Source organism: Dyadobacter psychrotolerans, from assembly GCF_004349265.1.
Lineage (GTDB): Bacteria > Bacteroidota > Bacteroidia > Cytophagales > Spirosomataceae > Dyadobacter > Dyadobacter psychrotolerans.
Map to the genome: position 1 here is coordinate 574,684 of NZ_SMFL01000003.1, position 19,564 is coordinate 594,247.

General features: G+C 41.0%; 19 protein-coding genes. 10 read left to right on the forward strand and 9 right to left on the reverse strand.

The features are described from left to right. Nucleotides 1-62: 62 nt before the first annotated feature. Complete coding sequence (locus E0F88_RS10135) at nucleotides 63-518, forward strand: Lrp/AsnC family transcriptional regulator (RefSeq protein ID WP_131958118.1); 456 nt, start codon at nucleotides 63-65, stop codon at nucleotides 516-518. A gap of 107 nt (nucleotides 519-625) precedes the next feature. On the opposite strand, the gene E0F88_RS10140 is transcribed toward E0F88_RS10135, so the two are convergent. Then, nucleotides 626-1,243, reverse strand: a complete 618-nt coding sequence (locus tag E0F88_RS10140; protein WP_131958119.1) for a PepSY-like domain-containing protein — start codon at nucleotides 1,241-1,243, stop codon at nucleotides 626-628. Between the two features lie 187 nt (nucleotides 1,244-1,430). Between E0F88_RS10140 and E0F88_RS10145 the strand changes: the two genes are divergently transcribed. The 3 genes from E0F88_RS10145 to E0F88_RS10155 all read left to right on the forward strand — a co-directional run bounded on the left by E0F88_RS10145 (nucleotide 1,431) and on the right by E0F88_RS10155 (nucleotide 4,609). After that, nucleotides 1,431-2,045 (forward strand): RNA polymerase sigma factor, encoded by a 615-nt coding sequence (locus tag E0F88_RS10145; protein ID WP_131958120.1) that lies wholly within the window; start codon nucleotides 1,431-1,433, stop codon nucleotides 2,043-2,045. Next, a complete protein-coding gene (locus E0F88_RS10150; protein ID WP_131958121.1) occupies nucleotides 2,035-3,633 on the forward strand; it encodes a hypothetical protein in 1,599 nt (532 codons plus the stop codon). The genes E0F88_RS10145 and E0F88_RS10150 overlap by 11 nt, the downstream gene beginning before the upstream one ends. Before the next feature lie 91 nt (nucleotides 3,634-3,724). Continuing rightward, nucleotides 3,725-4,609, forward strand: coding sequence for a Ppx/GppA phosphatase family protein (locus E0F88_RS10155; protein ID WP_131958122.1), 885 nt, complete (start codon nucleotides 3,725-3,727; stop codon nucleotides 4,607-4,609). A gap of 30 nt (nucleotides 4,610-4,639) precedes the next feature. On the opposite strand, the gene E0F88_RS10160 is transcribed toward E0F88_RS10155, so the two are convergent. The 7 genes from E0F88_RS10160 to E0F88_RS33670 all read right to left on the reverse strand — a co-directional run bounded on the left by E0F88_RS10160 (nucleotide 4,640) and on the right by E0F88_RS33670 (nucleotide 10,463). Continuing rightward, nucleotides 4,640-5,002 carry an SxtJ family membrane protein gene (locus E0F88_RS10160; protein ID WP_131958123.1) on the reverse strand — a complete coding sequence of 121 codons (363 nt, stop codon included), beginning with the start codon at nucleotides 5,000-5,002 and terminating at the stop codon, nucleotides 4,640-4,642. 84 nt (nucleotides 5,003-5,086) lie between these two features. Further along, nucleotides 5,087-5,236, reverse strand: a complete 150-nt coding sequence (locus tag E0F88_RS33665) for a DUF5989 family protein (RefSeq protein WP_165940030.1) — start codon at nucleotides 5,234-5,236, stop codon at nucleotides 5,087-5,089. A gap of 60 nt (nucleotides 5,237-5,296) precedes the next feature. Then, entirely contained in the window at nucleotides 5,297-6,409 is a 1,113-nt protein-coding gene (locus E0F88_RS10165; protein WP_131958124.1) for an SGNH/GDSL hydrolase family protein, read from the reverse strand. A gap of 33 nt (nucleotides 6,410-6,442) precedes the next feature. Beyond that, on the reverse strand, nucleotides 6,443-8,305 hold the full coding sequence (locus E0F88_RS10170) for a carbamoyltransferase family protein (RefSeq protein ID WP_131958125.1): 1,863 nt from the start codon (nucleotides 8,303-8,305) through the stop codon (nucleotides 6,443-6,445). Between the two features lie 230 nt (nucleotides 8,306-8,535). Beyond that, entirely contained in the window at nucleotides 8,536-8,931 is a 396-nt protein-coding gene (locus E0F88_RS10175; RefSeq protein WP_131958126.1) for an acyl-CoA thioesterase, read from the reverse strand. Between the two features lie 320 nt (nucleotides 8,932-9,251). Then, nucleotides 9,252-10,106: an SDR family oxidoreductase gene (locus E0F88_RS10180; protein WP_131958127.1), complete on the reverse strand. Its 855-nt coding sequence runs from the start codon at nucleotides 10,104-10,106 to the stop codon at nucleotides 9,252-9,254. 186 nt (nucleotides 10,107-10,292) lie between these two features. Continuing rightward, entirely contained in the window at nucleotides 10,293-10,463 is a 171-nt protein-coding gene (locus tag E0F88_RS33670) for a hypothetical protein (protein ID WP_165940031.1), read from the reverse strand. A 168-nt stretch (nucleotides 10,464-10,631) separates the two neighbouring features. On the opposite strand from E0F88_RS33670, the gene fumC reads away from it, so the two are divergent. From fumC to E0F88_RS10200, 4 genes are all read left to right on the forward strand, one after another. Continuing rightward, the gene (gene fumC / locus E0F88_RS10185) at nucleotides 10,632-12,032 is read left to right on the forward strand and encodes a class II fumarate hydratase (RefSeq protein WP_131958128.1); all 1,401 of its coding nucleotides are present in this window, start codon (nucleotides 10,632-10,634) and stop codon (nucleotides 12,030-12,032) included. Between the two features lie 87 nt (nucleotides 12,033-12,119). Beyond that, nucleotides 12,120-14,486: a glycoside hydrolase family 95 protein gene (locus E0F88_RS10190; protein ID WP_131958129.1), complete on the forward strand. Its 2,367-nt coding sequence runs from the start codon at nucleotides 12,120-12,122 to the stop codon at nucleotides 14,484-14,486. Nucleotides 14,487-14,575: 89 nt separating this feature from the next. Then, nucleotides 14,576-15,091, forward strand: coding sequence for a HEAT-like fold family protein (locus E0F88_RS10195; protein WP_131958130.1), 516 nt, complete (start codon nucleotides 14,576-14,578; stop codon nucleotides 15,089-15,091). A 68-nt stretch (nucleotides 15,092-15,159) separates the two neighbouring features. Then, nucleotides 15,160-15,951 (forward strand): META domain-containing protein, encoded by a 792-nt coding sequence (locus tag E0F88_RS10200; protein WP_131958131.1) that lies wholly within the window; start codon nucleotides 15,160-15,162, stop codon nucleotides 15,949-15,951. Nucleotides 15,952-16,089: 138 nt separating this feature from the next. On the opposite strand, the gene E0F88_RS10205 is transcribed toward E0F88_RS10200, so the two are convergent. Continuing rightward, entirely contained in the window at nucleotides 16,090-17,028 is a 939-nt protein-coding gene (locus E0F88_RS10205) for a glycerophosphodiester phosphodiesterase family protein (RefSeq protein WP_220466264.1), read from the reverse strand. Between the two features lie 135 nt (nucleotides 17,029-17,163). On the opposite strand from E0F88_RS10205, the gene E0F88_RS10210 reads away from it, so the two are divergent. Both E0F88_RS10210 and E0F88_RS10215 read left to right on the forward strand, forming a co-directional pair. Continuing rightward, a complete protein-coding gene (locus tag E0F88_RS10210; protein WP_131958132.1) occupies nucleotides 17,164-18,540 on the forward strand; it encodes a sensor histidine kinase in 1,377 nt (458 codons plus the stop codon). A gap of 69 nt (nucleotides 18,541-18,609) precedes the next feature. After that, on the forward strand, nucleotides 18,610-19,551 hold the full coding sequence (locus E0F88_RS10215) for a D-2-hydroxyacid dehydrogenase (RefSeq protein WP_131958133.1): 942 nt from the start codon (nucleotides 18,610-18,612) through the stop codon (nucleotides 19,549-19,551). The last annotated feature ends 13 nt before the right edge of the window (nucleotides 19,552-19,564 follow it).

The following is a 19,564-nucleotide window of genomic DNA, read 5'->3' on the forward strand; positions in this document are numbered from 1 at the left end:
TTACTTTTGCATAATTTATCTGCAAAAGGGTAACTTAAAAAGTGAATTAAGATATTCTATCTATGTATAATCTGGACGATACGGATGCGAAAATACTGCATTATCTGCAGGAGGACGCAACCTTGAAAACGCGGGAATTATCTGAAAAGTTAAACCTCTCCTACACGCCTGTATATGAACGCGTAAGAAGACTTGAAAAAGAAGGTGTTATTAAAAAATATGTAGCGCTGGTAGACCGGGAGAAAATAGGTAAAAAGCTCATGGCCTTTTGCAACATTGCTTTAAAAGAGCATTCAAAAGTGATGGGCGAGAAATTTGTCAAGGCTGTAATCGCCATGCCTGAGGTGATTGAGTGCTTCAACATTTCAGGAGATTACGACTTTTTACTCAAAATTGTAGTGGAAGATATGTCCCAATACCAGCAGTTTCTGATGCAGAAGCTGGGTTCACTTGAAAATATCGGAAGTACGCACAGTTTGTTTGTTATGGGAGAAATTAAAAATTCTACGCTGCTGTAAAATTTTTGGATAGGATCACTTTATTAAATGATTTGGATTCAGCTGTAAAAAATAAATACGGTACCGGAAAATTCCAGCACCGTATTCCAACTCACCCCTAACAAAATTTATTTATGCTTTCCGTGTTGCTTAGCAGGCTTTTCGAGCTCCTTGCTAAATGAACCATCTGCATTGAATAGTAATATTTTGATTTTGCTGTCTATCAGTATTCCTACGAAATATTCACCATCGGCATTTTTCGCCACTTGTTTTACTTCTGAACCTGCATAGTTAGCAGTAATATATGTTGTGATAACTGCTGGCAGTGCACTTATTTCAACTTTTGTAAGCTTTGCCTTTTTTACATGCTGTTTTAATTCTTCCTGAAATGTTCCGTCCGCTTTAAACAACAAGCCTTTTAACGTTCCGTCTGAAAGTGCAATGGCAACTACCACCCGACCCGACTCATCTTTTGCTGCATACTTAATTTCAGAACCGGCATAGGTTGTACTTATATAAGTCGTAATTGAAACTGCCAGATCAGCAGCAGCTACTTCGGTTAGTTTTCCTTTACATTTTTTTACCGTAACAGAATCGACTGCCACCGCATAACGGGCCGCAGCAGAAGAAACAACACTTTCCACGTCAGACAACTCCTCCACGGGCGTAACACTTCCATTATCCTTTTGACAGGAAACAAACCACCCGGCAGACAATAACACCAGCACGAAAGCAAACTTTTTCATTTTTGTTACTAGTTTGAATGATTGAGATAAAAACCTTTTCAAACCATTACGTGACCTTCACAGAAGCTGTTGCAAGTCCGATGAAAATATTTTCAAAAATTTATTTTTAACAAAATTGCAACATAAGCAAAAACGGATGCGTAACTTAAATCAGAAATAATATCCCTGACAACTTGACGCCCTAACTTTGCTATTTGGAAGAAAAATATCCTTTGACGAAAACGACTTCGGGTCGGTCGTTTCTGCATGTATAGCCCGCAACAGTCAGGCGCAGCGGGTTTTGTACAAGCAATTTTTCGGTTATTCTAAAAGCATTTGCCTTCGGTATACTTCGTCTCCTGAAGAAGCAGAAGAGGTATTAAACGAAGGATTTCTGAAAGTATTTAATAATATTGAACGGTATGATTCCAGCCATCCTTTCAAAGCCTGGCTTCGGACAATTATGGTGAATACAGCCATTAGTTATTACAGGAAGCATAAAAAACACAACGAAGATATGGTCTCGCTCGAAGATGCGCCGTATCCGAGATTTGAAGAAGATATAGTGAGCCAGATAACGGCAGACGAAATTCTAAAACTGATTCAGGAAATAAAGCCTGTTTATAAAAATGTCTTTCTAATGTACGTTGTAGATGGATATAATCACAGAGAAATAGCCGAGTTACTTGAAATCAATGAAGCAACAGTCCGGTCACATTACGTACGTGCAAGGGCAAGACTGCAGCATTTGATAAAAAAATATTACCCACATCTCTTCCCAAGTGATTGGGCTGTAAAGTCATTCAAAGGAAATGAAAACTGATAAATTTGAAAAAACTATACGCCAGAAATTAGAGAGTATCACACCAGACTTTCAAGAGGACGACTGGGCCAAAATGCAAAATTACATGCATGCCCACACTCCGCCCGGATTCTGGCAGCAGTACGGCTCCTGGCTGGGTTATGCCGCAGCGGCGTCGGTGACGACGGTTATGGCATTTTTATACATGGGACAGGTTTCTCAAACCAAAGATCTGGCAAGCGATGTTAAAAAACTTCAGAACCAGATTGAAGTTATCAAAAATGCCCCTGTCCTGGCTCCAAAAACAGATACGATTTATATTGTCCAAAAAGAAGTTTCCAAAGATCAGTTTTTTAGTGATGAAAATTCTGATTTGCAAAGGGAACCGCAGGTCACGAAAGCTGATGACCGTTTGAATAATCTGAATGAACAGCGTTTTGAAACTCCAGAAGAAAACAATCAGAACGGAATAATAAATGAGGGATTGAGAAAACGAAACGGTTCCTCTATTGTTTCCGAAAATCCGGCTTATGCCGAAAGCAAGACTGAAATTGAGAAGGCTACCGGTGTAAATGAGAAAGTTATCAGTCAAAGAAGTAACGAAACAACCGAAAGAACATATCAACATAATCCCGAGCAAAAATCTGTCAGAGAATTTGCCGGAAATCAGTCAGGTAAAAAATCAGATGCCGCCAATAATTATTCCGGAGTTTCGGCAAAAACCCGGAGTGGACAGGATCAAAATTCGGAAACCAGCTTGGATCCGGCATCATCCATCATGGGCAAAACCTTAGGAGAAGATTTTGACCAGCTTTCTGAATTAGAATCATTGCAGTTGCCTGATAATTCCAGAAAACTGAATTATGCTCTGGCAAACCGGATGTCTGGTAAACAGGTTAAAAGGATCTTACTGGCAAATGCTCCTGCTGCTCAAAAAACTGTTGCTGAAGATAAAAAAGTAGAAAAAACAACCAAAGCAGAAAATACGATTCCAAGATTGAATTTGAAGGTGCCCTACCGTTTCGGTGGCGGAATTCAGTTTGAAGGAGGAAATCAGGTTAAAACTGTACTGGGCGAAGTGCTGGTGTCGAAAAAATTCTCAGTTTCGACCGGTGTGAGCTGGGTCAAAATTAAACCAATGGAATTTTTCACTGAAAAGATATTTAGGGAAAAAAACCGCCAGGATTTCAAACGGTCACATCCAAACGAAGTACCTGTTGCTTTCGAAGTACTCAATATCCAGGTGAATCCAAGTTTGGTTCAAATTCCATTAACCGTTGCTTTCAGAAATGAGCTGAAAAACGACTTTAGCTATTACGCCAGCGCAGGAACGAATATCACAGTTAAAGGGCGTGAGCAATATGCATTTGACTGTCGTCTGCCAATGCCCGGTCAGGAATTCAGGAATCAGTCTTTTGAAAAGAAAATGGATATTCCGGCTATGAACTCACTTAACCTTTCGGTTGGGATAGAGAAAACCTGGCATCCGATTGTGGTTCAGGTAGAAGGCTATCTTTACAACTACTTCAAACCCATTTCCCGTGAAAGTGCAAAGACCGGACCGGGTGTTAAATTGAAGCTTCTTTACCAGATCGGAAGAAAAATGTAGGCCAATTCTCAGCGATTCCGATTGGGATAGTTGAGAATTTCGCCTGAAAAGCTCTATTTTTGGCCTTTCTTTACTCCATTACTTATCGCTTTTGAAATTCGCTGCAATTGATATAGGATCAAACGGTGCCCGTATGCAAATATCTTCGGTATTGCAGGACGAGGGTGTAACACGTTTGAAAAAAGTTGAATACGTTAGATTTCCACTGCGACTGGGTCATGACGTTTTTACACAGGGCAGGATTTCTGCGATGAGTGAAGATCGTATGATGAAGCTGATGCTTGCTTACCAGCTTTTAATGGAACTGCATGAAGTAGACGATTATATGGCTTGCTCAACCTCCGCAATGCGCGAAGCTGATAATGGTCATCAGGTTCGGGAGCACATTGAGCAAAGAACCGGCATACATATCCAGATTATTGATGGCCAGCGGGAAGCCGAGCTTGTTAATAATGTGGTTGTCAAGTCACTGGGTGAGGGACAATATATTCACATCGATGTGGGTGGAGGAAGTACAGAACTTAACCTTTATAAGGATCGCAAGAAAATCATAGCCAAGTCTTTTAAATTAGGCTCTGTAAGGCTTTTGGAAGGTAAAGAATCCAAAAATATCTGGCCAAAAGTGAAGGAATGGATTACTGACAATGTAGACTATTCTGAACCAATTCAGGCAGTAGGAACAGGCGGTAATATCAACAAACTTTTTGATCTTTCTTCGAAACTAAGCGAAAGCTCCACCAGTCTGGAGGAGATTGAACGCATGAGAGATTATATTGCTCAGTTCTCTCTCGAAGAAAGAATCAACAAATTACAGTTAAATCCCGATCGCGCCGATGTGATTGTACCAGCCGGAGATATTTATACCTCTGCTATGAAATGGGCTGGCGCTAATATTATACATGTCCCGGATGTTGGTCTTAAGGATGGGATGCTGCAGCTATTGTATGAAAAGACATTACGCAAAAAGAAGGCCTGATGGGCCTTCTTTTTGGTTTTTAGGAGTTATTTACCAGACCTGTTCGAGATCCTTTCCCGTGTATTTGTGATTCCGCTCTACAAAAACGGTCTTTTTACTTTCTCTTTTTAACGAAAGAAGATTTTTCTTCCCAAGTCTTGATACGATTGCAACAGGAAACAGTATTACAAAAAATACGATCGACAGAAGTATTCTTCCGTTAATAGCACCTAAGATTTCTGCTATTTTGTACCATCCTTTCACAATCAAATCCCCCGCCGCCGGAATTGCAATACTTATAATCCCGACAAACGCAGCGGCAAAAAGGAGATATTTCGATTTGAAAATAAAATATAATACTACGAGGCCAGTAACAATAACAAGCTGAGCCTTAACCTTATCCGATTCACTCATTTTATAATTTATAATGAAGTAAAACAATATAAACTGTCTTACTTCGCGTATGACTCATTAAAACCCCGTCTCTAACCGGGTAAATTAAAACAGTGTATAAATAAAAGGAGCAACCGCAGAACCACCGCCAATCACAATCAGCACACCAATTAATAACAATACGAAAATTACCGGAGCGAGCCACCATTTTTTACGCTCTTTCATAAATGAGAATAAGTCTGTCAAAAATTCCATCTCTTCTTAAGTTTTAAATTAAAGTGATTTTTTTACTATCCTGAAACCTCTTATGTTCCGTTATTTTATAATATGCGTAAGCTTTTCAGCAATTATAGCATTAAGCTGAGGACTGCCATGTCCATCGTTTTTACCTACAACGCGGTCCTTTTCAGGAATATTTGCAATCTCCTTGTTTAAGGTGACAACTGTAACACCGTTTTTCTTAAGAAAATCTTCAACCGGGCGGGTGTAACCTGCACTTTTTTCTGCCTGAAACAAAAACGGAATAAATACAGCATACATTTTTGCACCAGTACTGTCGCGATATGCCAGTATTTCAGACATATCTCTCAAGTGTGCATTCAGTACAGTCGTGTCCGTATAAGCAGTTTGAACAAAATTTTCGAATGTACTGAAAGAAGCATGGGGAAGCTGCCAATAAATAAAATTAGGAAGATAAAAGCGTTTCACTAATGTAAGCGCCGGCCCTTTCAAATCAGCATACGGTTCAGTTCCGGAAAGAGATAACCCCTTCTCGCGACCTACCTTTTCCACGTCATTAGGAAAATATTGTAAAACGATCACATCTGGTTTAACCGGAAATTCTTTTAATCTCTTTGCTTCATCACGTGTATCAGCGCCGGAAACTCCCAGGTTGTAAACATTATATTCCTTACCCAACCTGCTTCCGACAATGTTTGAGAATCTTTCATCAACCGTTTTAAGACCATGTCCTGCGGCAAAAGAATCTCCAATAAAAAGCATATTCCTTTTCGTCGAAGATGAGTCTATTTCCTTATCATGATAACCGAGTGCATTTAAAGGATGCCAATATTTCTCCCACCATATCTGAGACGCTTTGGATAAGACGCCTTCATGACTTTGCGGGATATACATAAAGATTATCTCCAGAAATATTAAAGTCACTACCAACGGTATTGTTATCGTCACAACATTAGCGAGGAGCCCCTTTGCCTTACTTTTGACGACACCATAATAAAAGATCCGCAGTATCTCAATAATAAATAAGAGCCAGAAGGCTACTTTGGAAAGCCGTATAAACCAGTTATCACTTTGCGGAAAACCCGGATATTGAAATGTTACCTGAAATTTATCAGGATAAAAAAGAAATAAAAAAAGAATAAAAAGGAAGAACAGCCGAAACAGGCTACTCACAATTTTTGAAGTCATCGGTAACGAAAATTAACTTAACAAGATTGATAATTAATCAAGGACAAACTCCTCTTTCCAGTTATCTTTTTCCAGCCATTCAGGTTGTTTTTTCTTATCAAAAATAAAATTCCCGACCACCAGATAATCCATTTCAGTACGCATGAAACAACGGTACGCATCGTTTGGCGTACAAACGATCGGTTCACCACGCACATTAAAGCTCGTATTTACTACAACTGCATAACCTGTCAGTTCCTTAAACGAATTGATAAGCTCCCAATATCTCGGATTGGTTTCCTTATGAACTGTCTGGATCCGGGCCGAATAATCAATATGTGTAATCGAAGGTAAATCTGACCGTGAATAATAGAGCTTATCACGAAGATCCATTCCGTCGTAATTTTCAGGAAGCTCATTTCTCCTGTTTTCAGCAACGGGATGCACAAGCAACATGTATGGTGAGATACCATCATAGTCAAAGTATTCTGCGCAGTCATCAGCCAATACCGAAGGTGCAAATGGGCGGAACGACTCGCGGTACTTAATCTTTAGATTCAGCTTCTTTTGCATTTCCTCGTTTCTCGGATCACCAAGAATACTCCGCCCTCCCAGGGCACGAGGTCCAAATTCCATTCGTCCCTGAATCCAGCCAACTACATTTCCTTCGGAAAGTAACCTGGCCGCCTCAACAGAAAGGTCTTTAAAATTCTCAAAGTGGGTAAATATTGCCCTATATTTTTTGGCAGTAAGTTCTACATCCAGATCCGAAAAAGTAGGTCCTAAATAAGACCCGCGCATAGCATCGGCCTTCCAGGTTATTTTTCTTTCTTTTTCAAAATAAATATGGTAGGCCGCAAGAGCAGCACCCAGTGCTCCGCCTGCATCGCCGGCTGCCGGCTGTATAAATATATCTTTAAAGACTCCCGCCTTTTGAAGCTTACCATTTGATACACAGTTCAATGCAACTCCTCCTGCCATGCACAGATAGTCCGCACCGGTAAGCCTTTTTGCTTCTTTTGCCATCCGGACAACCGCTTCCTCAGTAATATTCTGAATAGCCAATCCCAGGTTACAGTGAATACTTTCCAGGGCATCCTCAGGTTTTCTCGTTTTAAAACCAAAAAGTTCTTCCCACTTATGTTCGTTGACCATTTTCAATCCGGTAGCATAATCAAAATAATCCTGATTAAGCCAGACTGAGCCATCTTCCTTTAACTCAACAAGTTCTTTGAGAATGATATCTTCGTAACGTTTGATATCCGGTGAAGAAGGATTTCCGTATGGAGCCAGCCCCATAAGTTTATACTCTCCGGAATTGACACGAAAGCCCAAAAAGTAGGTGAATGCGGAGTATAAAAGTCCCAGTGAATGCGGAAAACGTAATTCTTTTAAAATACTGATATCCTTTCCTTCTCCCAAACAAATCGACGCTGTTGCCCACTCCCCAACTCCGTCAATTGTAAGTATTGCCGATTTTTCATAAGGAGACGGATAGTATGCACTGGCAGCATGAGAAAGGTGATGCTCCGGAAACAGAATCTTAACCTTCTTTTTCTTGTCATATCCCAATTTCTCTAACTCCTCATTTATCAGTCTTTTAAGAAACATTTTTTCTTTAATCCAAACGGGCATTGCCGTCAGGAAAGATCTTATCCCTTTGGGAGCAAAGGCATAATAGGTTTCTAATAATCGTTCGAATTTGAGTAATGGTTTATCGTAAAAAACAATGGCGTCCAGGTCGTTCAGGGTAACACCACTGTATTCCAAACAAAATTTAATTGCTTCTGATGGAAATCCCGGATCGTGTTTTTTACGGGTAAAGCGCTCTTCCTGAGCCGCTGCAACAATCTCACCATTATCTATCAGAGCAGCTGCAGAATCATGGTAAAATGCTGATATTCCTAATATTGTCATTTACTTTTTTATAATAATATTACCCAAACTTTTAAAGGAATGCGGAAGGGTAAAGCGATGAAAGTGTGTATAAGTATCTTCTGATTATCAGATCATTAATAATGAGCAACACTCAAAACTTCATGACTTGAGACATCAAAGTTAGCAAAAGTAGTAACAACTTTAATACCAATGACTAACATTAATAAAAAGAATAGTTCAATTTATTATTTTGTGGTTATACGTTCTTCCTATAAAGAGTCAACAAGGATTTTGGTCGGTTTATGAGTTTCATCCAACGCTACAAAAGTAAAAATTCCTGTAACTGCCTTCTCACGACCTTCCAGATACATTTGTTCCACAAAAATATCCACCCGGACCTTCATACTTGTATTTCCTACATGCTCTACTCTACCGACCAATTCAATTATCGTTCCAGCAGGAATCGGATGGGTAAAATCAATACGATCGGAGGAGACTGTTACGCAGCGCAGCCTTGAAAATCTCGTCGCAGCTATAAACGCCACTTCATCCATCATCGACAAAGCGGTCCCACCAAAAAGGGTATCGTAGTGATTTGTGTTATTTGGAAAAACGGTTTTAAAAACACGTGTTTCAGACTGATTTATTTTTTCTTCTAAGGTCATCTTGATTATGGATTCTGTTGTAAGCCGTTGATAAAAGAAATCTCCCGGCGAGAAAACACCGGGAGATTATAAAAATTTGATATTAAATCCTGTTTATTGCTCCACTTCTACTTATTCGCGAAGCAAGTTAGCAGCAGAAATCATATTCCGCAATGGAGCCTATGTTTCCGCCCATTTTCTGGTTTTCAATCCACAACATTATCAAACTGATTATTTCCAATTGAATCACTCGTAATGTCTTTTTATTCCTGAAAAAAGATAACACAAAAAGGGCAGGTAAATTAATACCCGCCCTTTTCGATATTTCAATTTCAGGTCAATCAGGAAGCGAAGTCCCGGATTAACACATCTTTAAGAGAGGAGGGCTTTTTACCCGTGATTTGTTCTACAACACTGTTTAGGATGTCGGTATTGTTATTTGCCATCATGCCATAGGCGCGAAGCATATATTGAATCATATGATCCGGGATTCCTGCTGCAGTAAGTCCGGCTATAAATTGTTCGTCAGTAGGATTTGGATAAAAAATCGGCATTCCCGTAATCTCCGTCAGTATTTCTGCAGCGTCGTAGAAAGTATAGGCTTCCGGTCCGGTTAAAGCATACGTTTTTCCACTATGTCCATCATTTGTCAACACGATTGAGGCAACTTCAGCGACATCATCGGCATCAACAAAACCGACATGACCTTCTCCTGCGGTTACGAAAATGATGTTGTCCTTCATGATCATATCTCCTGCATAGGTTTTGAAATTCTGAGAAAAAACGGATGGTTTCAATACCGTATAGTCAAAATCATCATTATGTAGTTTTTCAGCAATGGCTATATGCCAGGGCAGATTTTTCATGATTAGCTCACCCAAAGCAGAAAGATATACCACTTTTTTGATGTTCTTTTCTTTTAGGAAATCTATAAAAGGAAAAAGAAGATTTACGATTTCCAGATTAAATGGCGGGCCAAGAAGAAATACACTATCGACGCCTTCGGTGGCTTTTTCAAAACTGGATGGATCCTCGAAATCGAAATAAACCAGGTGGTCGGACATTCCAAGCTGTACCTTTGCACGCTCAATATCCCTTACAGCTGCCTCAAAAGCTAAACCTTTTGACAACAGATTTTGAACAAGGGCCTTACCCATGGTTCCGGTAGCTCCGGTAACGAGGATTTTAGATGACATTTACTAAAGTATTTAAGAGTTGCTGGATAGAAAAGGCTCTCAAATGTATTAGTAAAACAAAATACTGTAATTGATTAATCCATTGAATCATCTAAAATCAGGCATGAAGCTGAAAATAAGTGCGATGGAATAATAGCGCTTGTCTAGCAAGGAAAAAATGAACCTGAAATGAAACAATCCGCTATATCAGTCTTCCGGGAAATTAGAAACATCCGGCCATCTTTTATTTTCTGTGCCGGAAGTTTCATCAGCGTCCTGCAAATCTTCATGCAAATCCAAAATTTGTCTCCATTCCTCTATCGGAATAATGACAGCTGTCTTTTCTCCTTTTTCATTTAAAATATACTTCAAGTCCATAACCATCCTGTTTAATCGTAAAACCCGTTGTAATTTAATAAATACGAGACAAACACTATATTCGGGAAAACATTTATCCATTAAAAAATACCAAAAACTCCGCCTGCAGCCCTAACTTTACCACATCAACTGAATTATACCTTTTTACCATATTTATTAAATTCGAAAATGGAATACCGTATAGAAAAAGACACTATGGGCGAAGTGCAGGTTCCTGCTCATGTTTACTGGGGCGCACAAACGCAGCGCTCTATCCAGAATTTCCCTATTGCTCAGGATATCAATAAAATGCCGAAGGAAATTATCAAGGCCTTCGCCTATCTGAAAAAAGCAGCTGCCATTACCAATTATGAAGCAGGCATTTTACCACAGGAAAAAAGTGATCTGATCGGCGAAGTTTGCGACGAAATCCTTACCGACCAGCTTGCCGACCAGTTTCCCCTTGTTGTGTGGCAAACGGGTTCGGGAACACAGTCGAATATGAACTGTAATGAAGTAATCGCCTATCGCGGGCATGTTTTGCAAGGCGGCGATTTGGCTGACAAAACAAAATTCCTTCATCCAAACGATGATGTAAACAAATCGCAGTCGTCGAACGATACCTTCCCAACGGCGATGCACATTGCAGCTTACAAGATATTGGTTGACGTTACGATTCCGGGAATCACCAAACTTCGCGATACGCTAAGAGCAAAGGCAGAAGCGTTCAGAAGCGTTGTCAAAATTGGCCGTACGCACTTTATGGATGCCACACCGCTTACATTAGGACAGGAATTTTCGGGATATGCTTCTCAGCTGGATCACGGTCTTCGTGCAATTTTTCATACCTTATCTCATCTTTCAGAGCTCGCTTTGGGTGGAACTGCGGTTGGAACAGGCATCAATACACCGGCAGGTTATTCTGAAAATGTAGCAAAACACATTGCACTTTTAACCGGCCTGCCTTTCATTACGGCTGAAAATAAATTTGAAGCCCTTGCTGCCCATGATGCAATTGTAGAAGCACACGGTGCACTTAAAACAGTTGCAGTAAGTCTGATGAAAATCGGAAATGATATCCGTATGCTTTCGTCCGGACCACGCTCGGGTATAGGCGAAATCCACATTCCCGACAACGAACCCGGAAGTTCTATCATGCCGGGAAAAGTAAACCCAACCCAATGTGAAGCAATGACGATGGTTGCTGCCCAGGTAATGGGAAATGACGTTGCGATCAGTATCGGAGGCTCAAACGGACATTTTGAACTGAATGTTTTCAAACCTTTGATGGCTTATAACTTCCTTCATTCGGCACGATTGATCGGTGATGTTTGCGTTTCGTTTAATGACAACTGCGCTGTTGGCATTGAACCTTTGCATGAAAATATCAAAAAACATGTGAACAACTCGCTGATGCTGGTTACTGCTTTAAATACCAAAATCGGTTATTACAAAGCGGCCGAAATAGCACAAACTGCTCACAAAAACGGATCGACCCTGAAAGAAACTGCTGTCGGACTGGGTTATGTTACTCCACAGGAATTCGATGAGTGGGTAAAACCGGAAGATATGGTGGGAGATAACAAATAAGTTTTCCTATTCGAATTAATATCTGGCCTCACGTTTCAGCGTGGGGCTTTTTGTTTTAATTTGCACCCGAAATCCTAAACCAATTTTATGAAATCGTTGCTGCCCAAAATTCTTCTTTTTACATTCCTGACGGTGACTTTTGCATTTGCGCAAAAGAAAGCAGAAATAACACCACTTAAACTTTGGTATGACGCCCCGGCAACGGACTGGATGACTCAGGCGCTTCCGCTTGGCAATGGTTATCTCGGTGTAATGTTTTTTGGCGACCCGGCAGAAGAACGTTTGCAGTTTTCGGAAGGCAGTTTGTGGGCAGGCGGGAAAAATGCCAACGCAGATTATAACTTCGGTCTTAGAAAAGATGCTTATAAAAATCTTCCGAGAGTAAGAGAACTCATGGCGCAGGGAAAAATGCAGGAAGCACATAAACTGGCCAATGCAACTTTAACAGGAGAAATTCATGAGAAAAAGGAAAACACGCCTTCCTCTGATTTTGGAGCCCAGCAAACCATGGGCGATTTGTACGTGAGCGTTTCTCACAAGGGAGCAATAACCAATTATCGCAGAGAACTTGATATTTCAAATGCGGTTGGAAAAGTAACCTACCTGGCAGGAAAGGATAAATTCGAGCGGACTTATTTTGGAAATTATCCTTCCAAAGTCATGGTTTACAAGTTCACTTCTTCTTCACCTGAAACGTATTCCGTTCGTTTCACTACGCCCCACAAAAAGAAATATGAAAAATTTGATAAAAACATCTATACTTTCGGAGGTAGCCTGAAAGACAACCACCAGGAGTTCCAAACGGATTACCGGGTTGACACGGACGGAAAAGTAAACTTCGAAAACGGGATTCTCACAGTTACCAATGCACACACTGTTACGTTGATCCACACAGCTTCAACAGATTATCTGATGTCGTTTCCAACGTATAAAGGAAATGATTACAGGAAAATCAACCAAACAGTTATGATGGGAATTTCCGGCAAAAATTTTGATAATCTGTTTAAAGAGCAGCAGCAGGATTACAAAAAATTATTTGACCGTGTTTCGTTAAAGCTTGGCAATACTTCCTTAGCCGATTCTCCGACAAACCTGCGTCAGAAACTTTACCATGAAGGAAATCCTGATTCCGGTTTTGAAGAATTGTATTTCCAATATGGCAGGTATCTGATGATCTCGGCTTCACGTCCGGGAACGATGCCTATGAGCCTTCAGGGAAAATGGAATGACAGTATGAATCCACCGTGGACCAATGATTATCATACGAACATCAATATCCAGATGATATACTGGCCGGCTGAGGTGACCAATCTTTCTGAATGTTTTCTGCCATTATCTGATTTCACCAAATCCCTTGTTGAACCTGGTAAGCTGGCTGCAAAAGAGTTTTTTGGAACCAAAGGCTGGACAGTGAACACGATGTTAAATGCGTATGGATACACTTCTCCGGGCTGGGACTTCCCCTGGGGATTCTTTCCGGGTGGCGCAGCCTGGCTTTCCCAGCACTTGTGGGAACATTATGCGTTTACAAAAGATCAGGTTTATCTTAAAAATACAGCTTATCCGGTAATGAAGGAAGCAGCTTTGTTCTGGATGGATTACCTTTCTGATGACGGCCAGGGGCACCTGGTTTCTTCGCCTTCTTATTCGCCGGAACAGGGTGGAATCTCAACCGGAGCAACCATGGATCATGAAATTGCGTGGGACATTTTAGCTAATACAATTGAGGCTGCCGGAATTTTGAAAACAGATAAAGAATTTGCAGCGCAGGCTCAAAAAATTAAGGATAAAATCCTGCCTCTAAAAATTGGGCGCTGGGGCCAGTTACAGGAATGGAGAGAAGACATTGATGATTCTACAAACAAACACCGGCACGTTTCCCACATGTTTGCTCTTCATCCCGGAAAACAAATTTCCATCATCACTACACCCGCCGAAACTAAGGCGGCAAAAGTGAGCCTGAACGCCCGTGGCGATGATGGAACCGGCTGGTCGCTTGCCTGGAAAGTCAACTTTTGGGCTCGCCTGCAGGATGGTAACCGGGCTTATAAACTGTTCAAAAGTGTGATGCGCCCTGTCGCCGAAAAAGGTACAAACATGGCCGATGGTGGCGGGTCCTATGCCAATTTGCTATGCGCACACCCTCCGTTTCAGCTCGATGGAAACATGGGATCTACGGCTGGTGTAGCGGAAATGTTGCTGCAATCACAAACCGGAACAATTGAACTTTTACCCGCTATACCCGACACCTGGACAACAGGACAGGTGAAAGGCCTGAAAGCGCGTGGAAACATAACGGTTGATGAAAACTGGGAAAACGGTAAGCTCGTTTCGGCTACATTGGTTTCAGCAATTGATCAGACAAAATCAGTTAAATATGGCTCTAAAACAATGAAAGTGAAATTTACCGCAAACAAATCACAGATTCTGACCATAGGAAGTTTTAAAGAATAAAACATTTAAAATCACCATAGATGTACCTGCATTTTTACAAAATGATCTATATTGGTGCTTAGAAAGGAATAAATCAGTTTTAACCCAAAATGAATATTCGGGAAGAACTTTTGAGAGATCAGATTCATTTTAAGGAGCAGGCACTGCGCATTTCTGAATTTGCAGTGTCAACAGAAAGCAATTTCAAAGAACTTATCAATTGTTTTCTGTCAGATGAAGTCAGGCTGGCGCAGAGAGCGGCGTGGAGTGTAAGCTGGGCAGCACGTAAAAAACCGGAGATGATACAACCTTACGTACATTCCCTCGTTAATCAATTGGGACGAAAGGATGTGCATGACGCGGTGATAAGAAACAGCCTGAGGATTTTAGAAGACATCGACATTCCGGAAGAATTCCATGGAAAGGTTATGAGTACCTGTTTTGATTATATTCAAACGCGGGAAACTCCGGTTGCAGTAAAAGCATTCTCACTTCACATACTTTACATTTTCTCGAAGATTTATCCCGAAATCAGAAATGAGTTGAAATTGATTATTCAGGAAAATATTGAATATGAAACAGCCGCTTTTAAATCCAGAGGAAAAAAAATACTGGCCAAAATTTAGTTATTTCATTTGCTGACCTTTTTGCCTAAGTTTATTATTAAGAATTTGTAATGCCAATCGATAACTGAATGAAAAATACATGGATAATCTTTTTGGTTTTGTTTGAGTTAATGGCCTGCAGCCAGCAGCAAAGGGTCAGTAACCATACGCCGCCAATGGATTATGGAGAAAAAGGACCAGCCAAATATTCCGACCAGTTAATGACCAAGCTTGAAAACGGAGTAGATTTTGTCGCTTCCGGAAATGAGCCGTTTTGGTATTTGGAAATTAACTTTGATAAGGAAATCCTGTTCAAAATTGCACAAAGTGATACCATTCGCACGAGTGTACCGGCGGGCATCCGTTTGCAGGACGTGGCAGCAACAAGTTACCGGGTTAAAACAGGATCAGAAATCCTGAATATTGTTATTTATGACCGCCCCTGCGATGACAGCATGACCGGCAAAGAACTTCCCAAAACGCTTGAAGTAAGTTATGGCGACAAAACTTATAAAGGCTGCGGCTCTTACCTTTCTGATTACAGGCTCAATGATATCTGGGTTTTAGAAAGTATCAACAACAATAAGATAGAGATTCCTGCTTTCCCGAAAGGTTTGCCAAGACTTGAACTTAATCTGACTTTAAGCCAGGTATTTGCTTTTGCCGGCTGTAACGAATTTAGCAGTTCCATGGAGATACAGGGTAAAAAACTACACTTCGGGAGATTTTCAGGAACACTAATGGCCTGTCCAAATATGAATTTCGAAAGTGTTTATCTTAGCCGTCTTGCCAACAAGACCATCCCTTTCCGCCTGGAACCGGGCAAACTGATTCTACAGGTAAGCAGTGATTCAACCTACAACTATAAAAAAGTAGATTAGTGCAAGTTGCTTAAAATACTGTCGACCGTCGGCTCTTAAACTGACCTTTTAGCGTTATTCTGGCAACACCGTGATTGCCGAAGTTTGATTGCCGTTAGCAAAAGTGGTTTTACACCGCAATTCGTGAGACATCAAAAGTCACTGTCTGCCGAAAAATTCCTTCTTTGGGCTACTTTGTTTTATGTCTTTCTGAATTGCAGCTGCGGCATCAATTGGGTAATCACTTTCCAGAATCGAAGCACCATCTTTTAGAATAGAAATGTAGGATGCTTTTCTTTCCTCTTCAATTTTAAGTTTATCATAGGAAGACGCCGCGGAAATCATACACATTGTTCCTTTTTTATTAAGCAGCTCATACAATTCCCTGTTTTCAGGTTTCACCTGCGGGCCAATGTAGGCGATCATTTGTGAGAAAGGAATTCCTGCTTTTTCGTAACCTTCAAAATCCTTTTTTGTTCTAATAAAAGCAGAAAACATGCGATCCTTGTTATCATCAAGATAAAACCTGGCTTCCGCCTGGCTGTGCACGGTAACCATCACAAAAGCATCTGCCCGATGTTTACGGATCAGATCTGCTGTCATTTTAAGCGGGACATCCTTATGATCCAGATTCAGGATGGTCTTACCACGCGCCCAGATTATAACTTCGGATAAAGTGGGAATTACAAATTCCGTAACATTCCCGAATCCGTCTTTTAATTTGAGCGCTTTCAGCTCCGAATAAGTGTAATCCGACAACTTTCCTTTACCCGTCGTGGTGCGATCAAGTGTGGCGTCGTGCATCAAAACAATTACACTATCCTTTGTCAGCCTGGGGTCAATCTCAAAAAAAGCGGGAGTGTGTTTTAAAATCTCTGCCAAAGCTGGAATTGAATTCTCAGGAAAACCTTTTAATACTCCGCCACGATGACCGGCAATCAGCATCACATCGTTTCCTGTAAATTGGAAAAATGAATGAAGATCACTTACCGTTTTTACTTTTAGCACATTTAATTTCTGGGCCCGCAGGTTTGTTCCCACTGAAATACTGACCAAAACGGCTATTGCAATAATTATTTTAGACTTTACCATTTTCATTCATAACGGGTTAGTTCTGTGCACTATATTTACAGTTCAATAAAAGCAAAGCATTTTTTGGCCCGGAATTAACCTTTTCCCAGGTTAAAGAAATGTTATCAATTTTGCGTAACCCCTAACACATCACTAATAAGCATGTTTCTTCAGACCATCCCTTACCCACAGCTGCGTCTCTTCTTCGATGGGATGCTGTGTATGATGGCCCTTTACGCCCTCTTTTCCTTCACACAACACAGGAGGGCAATTTACTGGCAGTATGCATTGTACATTTTATGCATGATCATAACTTTTTACTGGGACGATATCGATTATGGCAAAGCCAACTACCTTCCCGGAACCAACTTTAAAGTGGTCATTGTCGAGTCGTTGGCCTTTTTACTTTATATCCGTTTTGCGGTATTGCTGATCGAAATTCCTCGGCTCGACCCGTTTAGCAACCGGGTTTTAAGAATTATGACTATCATCATCGCTATCGAAATGGTCGCTGATCTGGTGCTTTATCTGACTGATGCTTCAAATTTGATAAAAAGTAATAACTACATCATTTTCAGATGTGTTATCGCTTTTGGTGCGTTAATTGTGGTACCAAGAATACTGAAACTGCGCCAGGCTGCGATTGGTTATTTCATCGCCGGCTCTTTGTTTTTTGTTCTAGGCTGTCTGACGGCACTCACGATCAATTTTATTCCTGCTGTATTTGATCGTAACCCCGGTAACGCGTTGACATTTCCGGTGACGTTTATGGAATTTGGGGTAATTCTTGAGGTGCTATGTTTCACATTAGGCATGTCGGTTAAGAACAGGAAAAACGAGCTTGAAAAAATCGATGCCCAGGATCAGCTGATCGAACAATTACTTGAAAATGAAAAGAAACAATCTGCGCTGATGCGTATACGGGACGACATATCCAGAGACCTGCATGATGAACTTGGTGCGGATCTAAGCAGCATCAGTGTGATGAGTTATGCAGCAATCCGTCAGATGAACGGGCAGGAATCGGGCGCGACAGATACGGTCAATATCATTGGGGAAACATCCAGAAAGGTCATTGCCCGAATGCGGGAGATTATCTGGAGTCTGCATTCCGCACACGACTCGGTCACCAATTTTTCTTTTCGTGCCAAAGAAACGGCCTATGCACTTTTTGAACACCAACCAATTGAGTTGCATCTGGATTTCCCGCCGGAGGAAGTCGATTCACGCATCCCGGCCGAATACAGGCGTAATTTGTTTTTAGTTTATAAAGAGATTTTACATAACATTGTACGTCATTCCCAGGCGCAAAACGTTTACATTAGCCTCTGCATTGAAAACGATTATCTCGACCTTACTATGAAAGATGATGGAACAGGATTTGTATACCGGGAAAACAAGAGCAGCGGAAATGGGTTGATGAACCTTAAACAACGTACTTCCGCTTTTTCAGGAAAATTTTCTTTGGAAAGCGAACCGGGTAAAGGAACGATTGTAAATGTCAAATGCCCGGTCACTCCCGGTTCTGATACAATTTAATTGCTCTGAATCTGTTCAAAATTATTGAAACAAAACGGAACTACTGATCTCTATTAATTACAAAAAAATATGATTATCTATTGCCATACAACTCTGGACGAAACACTTCGCAGCAAACTTATCGAGGTTTTGACACCACAGCATACATTGCATTTCAATTCGGAGATTGAAGATAAAAACGAAGCACAAAATATTTTTAACTCCGCTGATTATGTTCTTGGTAACCCACCTTTGGATTGGTTTGCCGATACACCTTCAAATTTAAAATTCTGGCAGCTTGATTCAGCAGGATTTGATCAGTATTCCTCTGTTAAATTAAACGACGGCGCCAAGGTTGCAAATATGGGTAACTGGTTTGCAAGACCCTGTGCGGAAACCATTGTTGCAGGCGTTGCCGCTTTGTACCGTGGACTGGATACATTGACTTTATTGAAACAGAAATCGGAATGGCTGGGTGCTAAACTCCGTTCAGATCTCCGGATTTTATACCAGCAAAACGTGGTGATACTCGGTGCAGGAACAATTGCTCAGGCTGCCGTTGAAATTTTAAAAGGTTTTGGAGCACACACACACATGCTGGCGAGAACTTCTCCTGCAGCGGATTTGCACAGCCGCGAGGAACTTTTTCATGAGCTGCCTTACGCAGATCTGGTAATTAATACACTGCCGGGCACAGCTACACATTTTGCAAATGCCGAACTATTTGCAGCGATGAAGGAACATAGCGTTTATGCCAGCGTGGGAAGAGGCAGCACGACGGATGAGAACGCACTGATTGAAGCGCTTAATTCCAAACATCTTGCGGGCGCAGTTCTGGATGTTACAGAAATTGAACCTCTGCCTGAAACAAGTCCGTTATGGAAAATGGAAAACGTTTTACTGACGCAGCATACCGGCGGCGGACGCAGAGATGAGCATCTTGGCAAAGTAGATTTGTTCCTGAATAACATTTTTGTACTGGAAAACGGAAGCGACATCATCGATGAAGTCAATTTAGGCAAAGGATATTAAATAGTCGGCGATT

Coding starts and splice junctions, on each gene's coding strand:
- E0F88_RS10165 (WP_131958124.1), bottom strand. CDS start 6,409: ATGACTTCAAAAATTGTGAGTAGCCTGTTTCGGCTGTTCTTCCTTTTT.
- E0F88_RS10180 (WP_131958127.1), bottom strand. CDS start 10,106: ATGTCATCTAAAATCCTCGTTACCGGAGCTACCGGAACCATGGGTAAG.
- fumC (WP_131958128.1), top strand. CDS start 10,632: ATGGAATACCGTATAGAAAAAGACACTATGGGCGAAGTGCAGGTTCCT.
- E0F88_RS10175 (WP_131958126.1), bottom strand. CDS start 8,931: ATGACCTTAGAAGAAAAAATAAATCAGTCTGAAACACGTGTTTTTAAA.
- E0F88_RS10135 (WP_131958118.1), top strand. CDS start 63: ATGTATAATCTGGACGATACGGATGCGAAAATACTGCATTATCTGCAG.
- E0F88_RS10200 (WP_131958131.1), top strand. CDS start 15,160: ATGAAAAATACATGGATAATCTTTTTGGTTTTGTTTGAGTTAATGGCC.
- E0F88_RS10160 (WP_131958123.1), bottom strand. CDS start 5,002: ATGAGTGAATCGGATAAGGTTAAGGCTCAGCTTGTTATTGTTACTGGC.
- E0F88_RS33665 (WP_165940030.1), bottom strand. CDS start 5,236: ATGGAATTTTTGACAGACTTATTCTCATTTATGAAAGAGCGTAAAAAA.
- E0F88_RS10210 (WP_131958132.1), top strand. CDS start 17,164: ATGTTTCTTCAGACCATCCCTTACCCACAGCTGCGTCTCTTCTTCGAT.
- E0F88_RS10190 (WP_131958129.1), top strand. CDS start 12,120: ATGAAATCGTTGCTGCCCAAAATTCTTCTTTTTACATTCCTGACGGTG.
- E0F88_RS10170 (WP_131958125.1), bottom strand. CDS start 8,305: ATGACAATATTAGGAATATCAGCATTTTACCATGATTCTGCAGCTGCT.
- E0F88_RS10215 (WP_131958133.1), top strand. CDS start 18,610: ATGATTATCTATTGCCATACAACTCTGGACGAAACACTTCGCAGCAAA.
- E0F88_RS10195 (WP_131958130.1), top strand. CDS start 14,576: ATGAATATTCGGGAAGAACTTTTGAGAGATCAGATTCATTTTAAGGAG.
- E0F88_RS10140 (WP_131958119.1), bottom strand. CDS start 1,243: ATGAAAAAGTTTGCTTTCGTGCTGGTGTTATTGTCTGCCGGGTGGTTT.
- E0F88_RS10150 (WP_131958121.1), top strand. CDS start 2,035: ATGAAAACTGATAAATTTGAAAAAACTATACGCCAGAAATTAGAGAGT.
- E0F88_RS33670 (WP_165940031.1), bottom strand. CDS start 10,463: ATGGACTTGAAGTATATTTTAAATGAAAAAGGAGAAAAGACAGCTGTC.
- E0F88_RS10205 (WP_220466264.1), bottom strand. CDS start 17,028: ATGAAAATGGTAAAGTCTAAAATAATTATTGCAATAGCCGTTTTGGTC.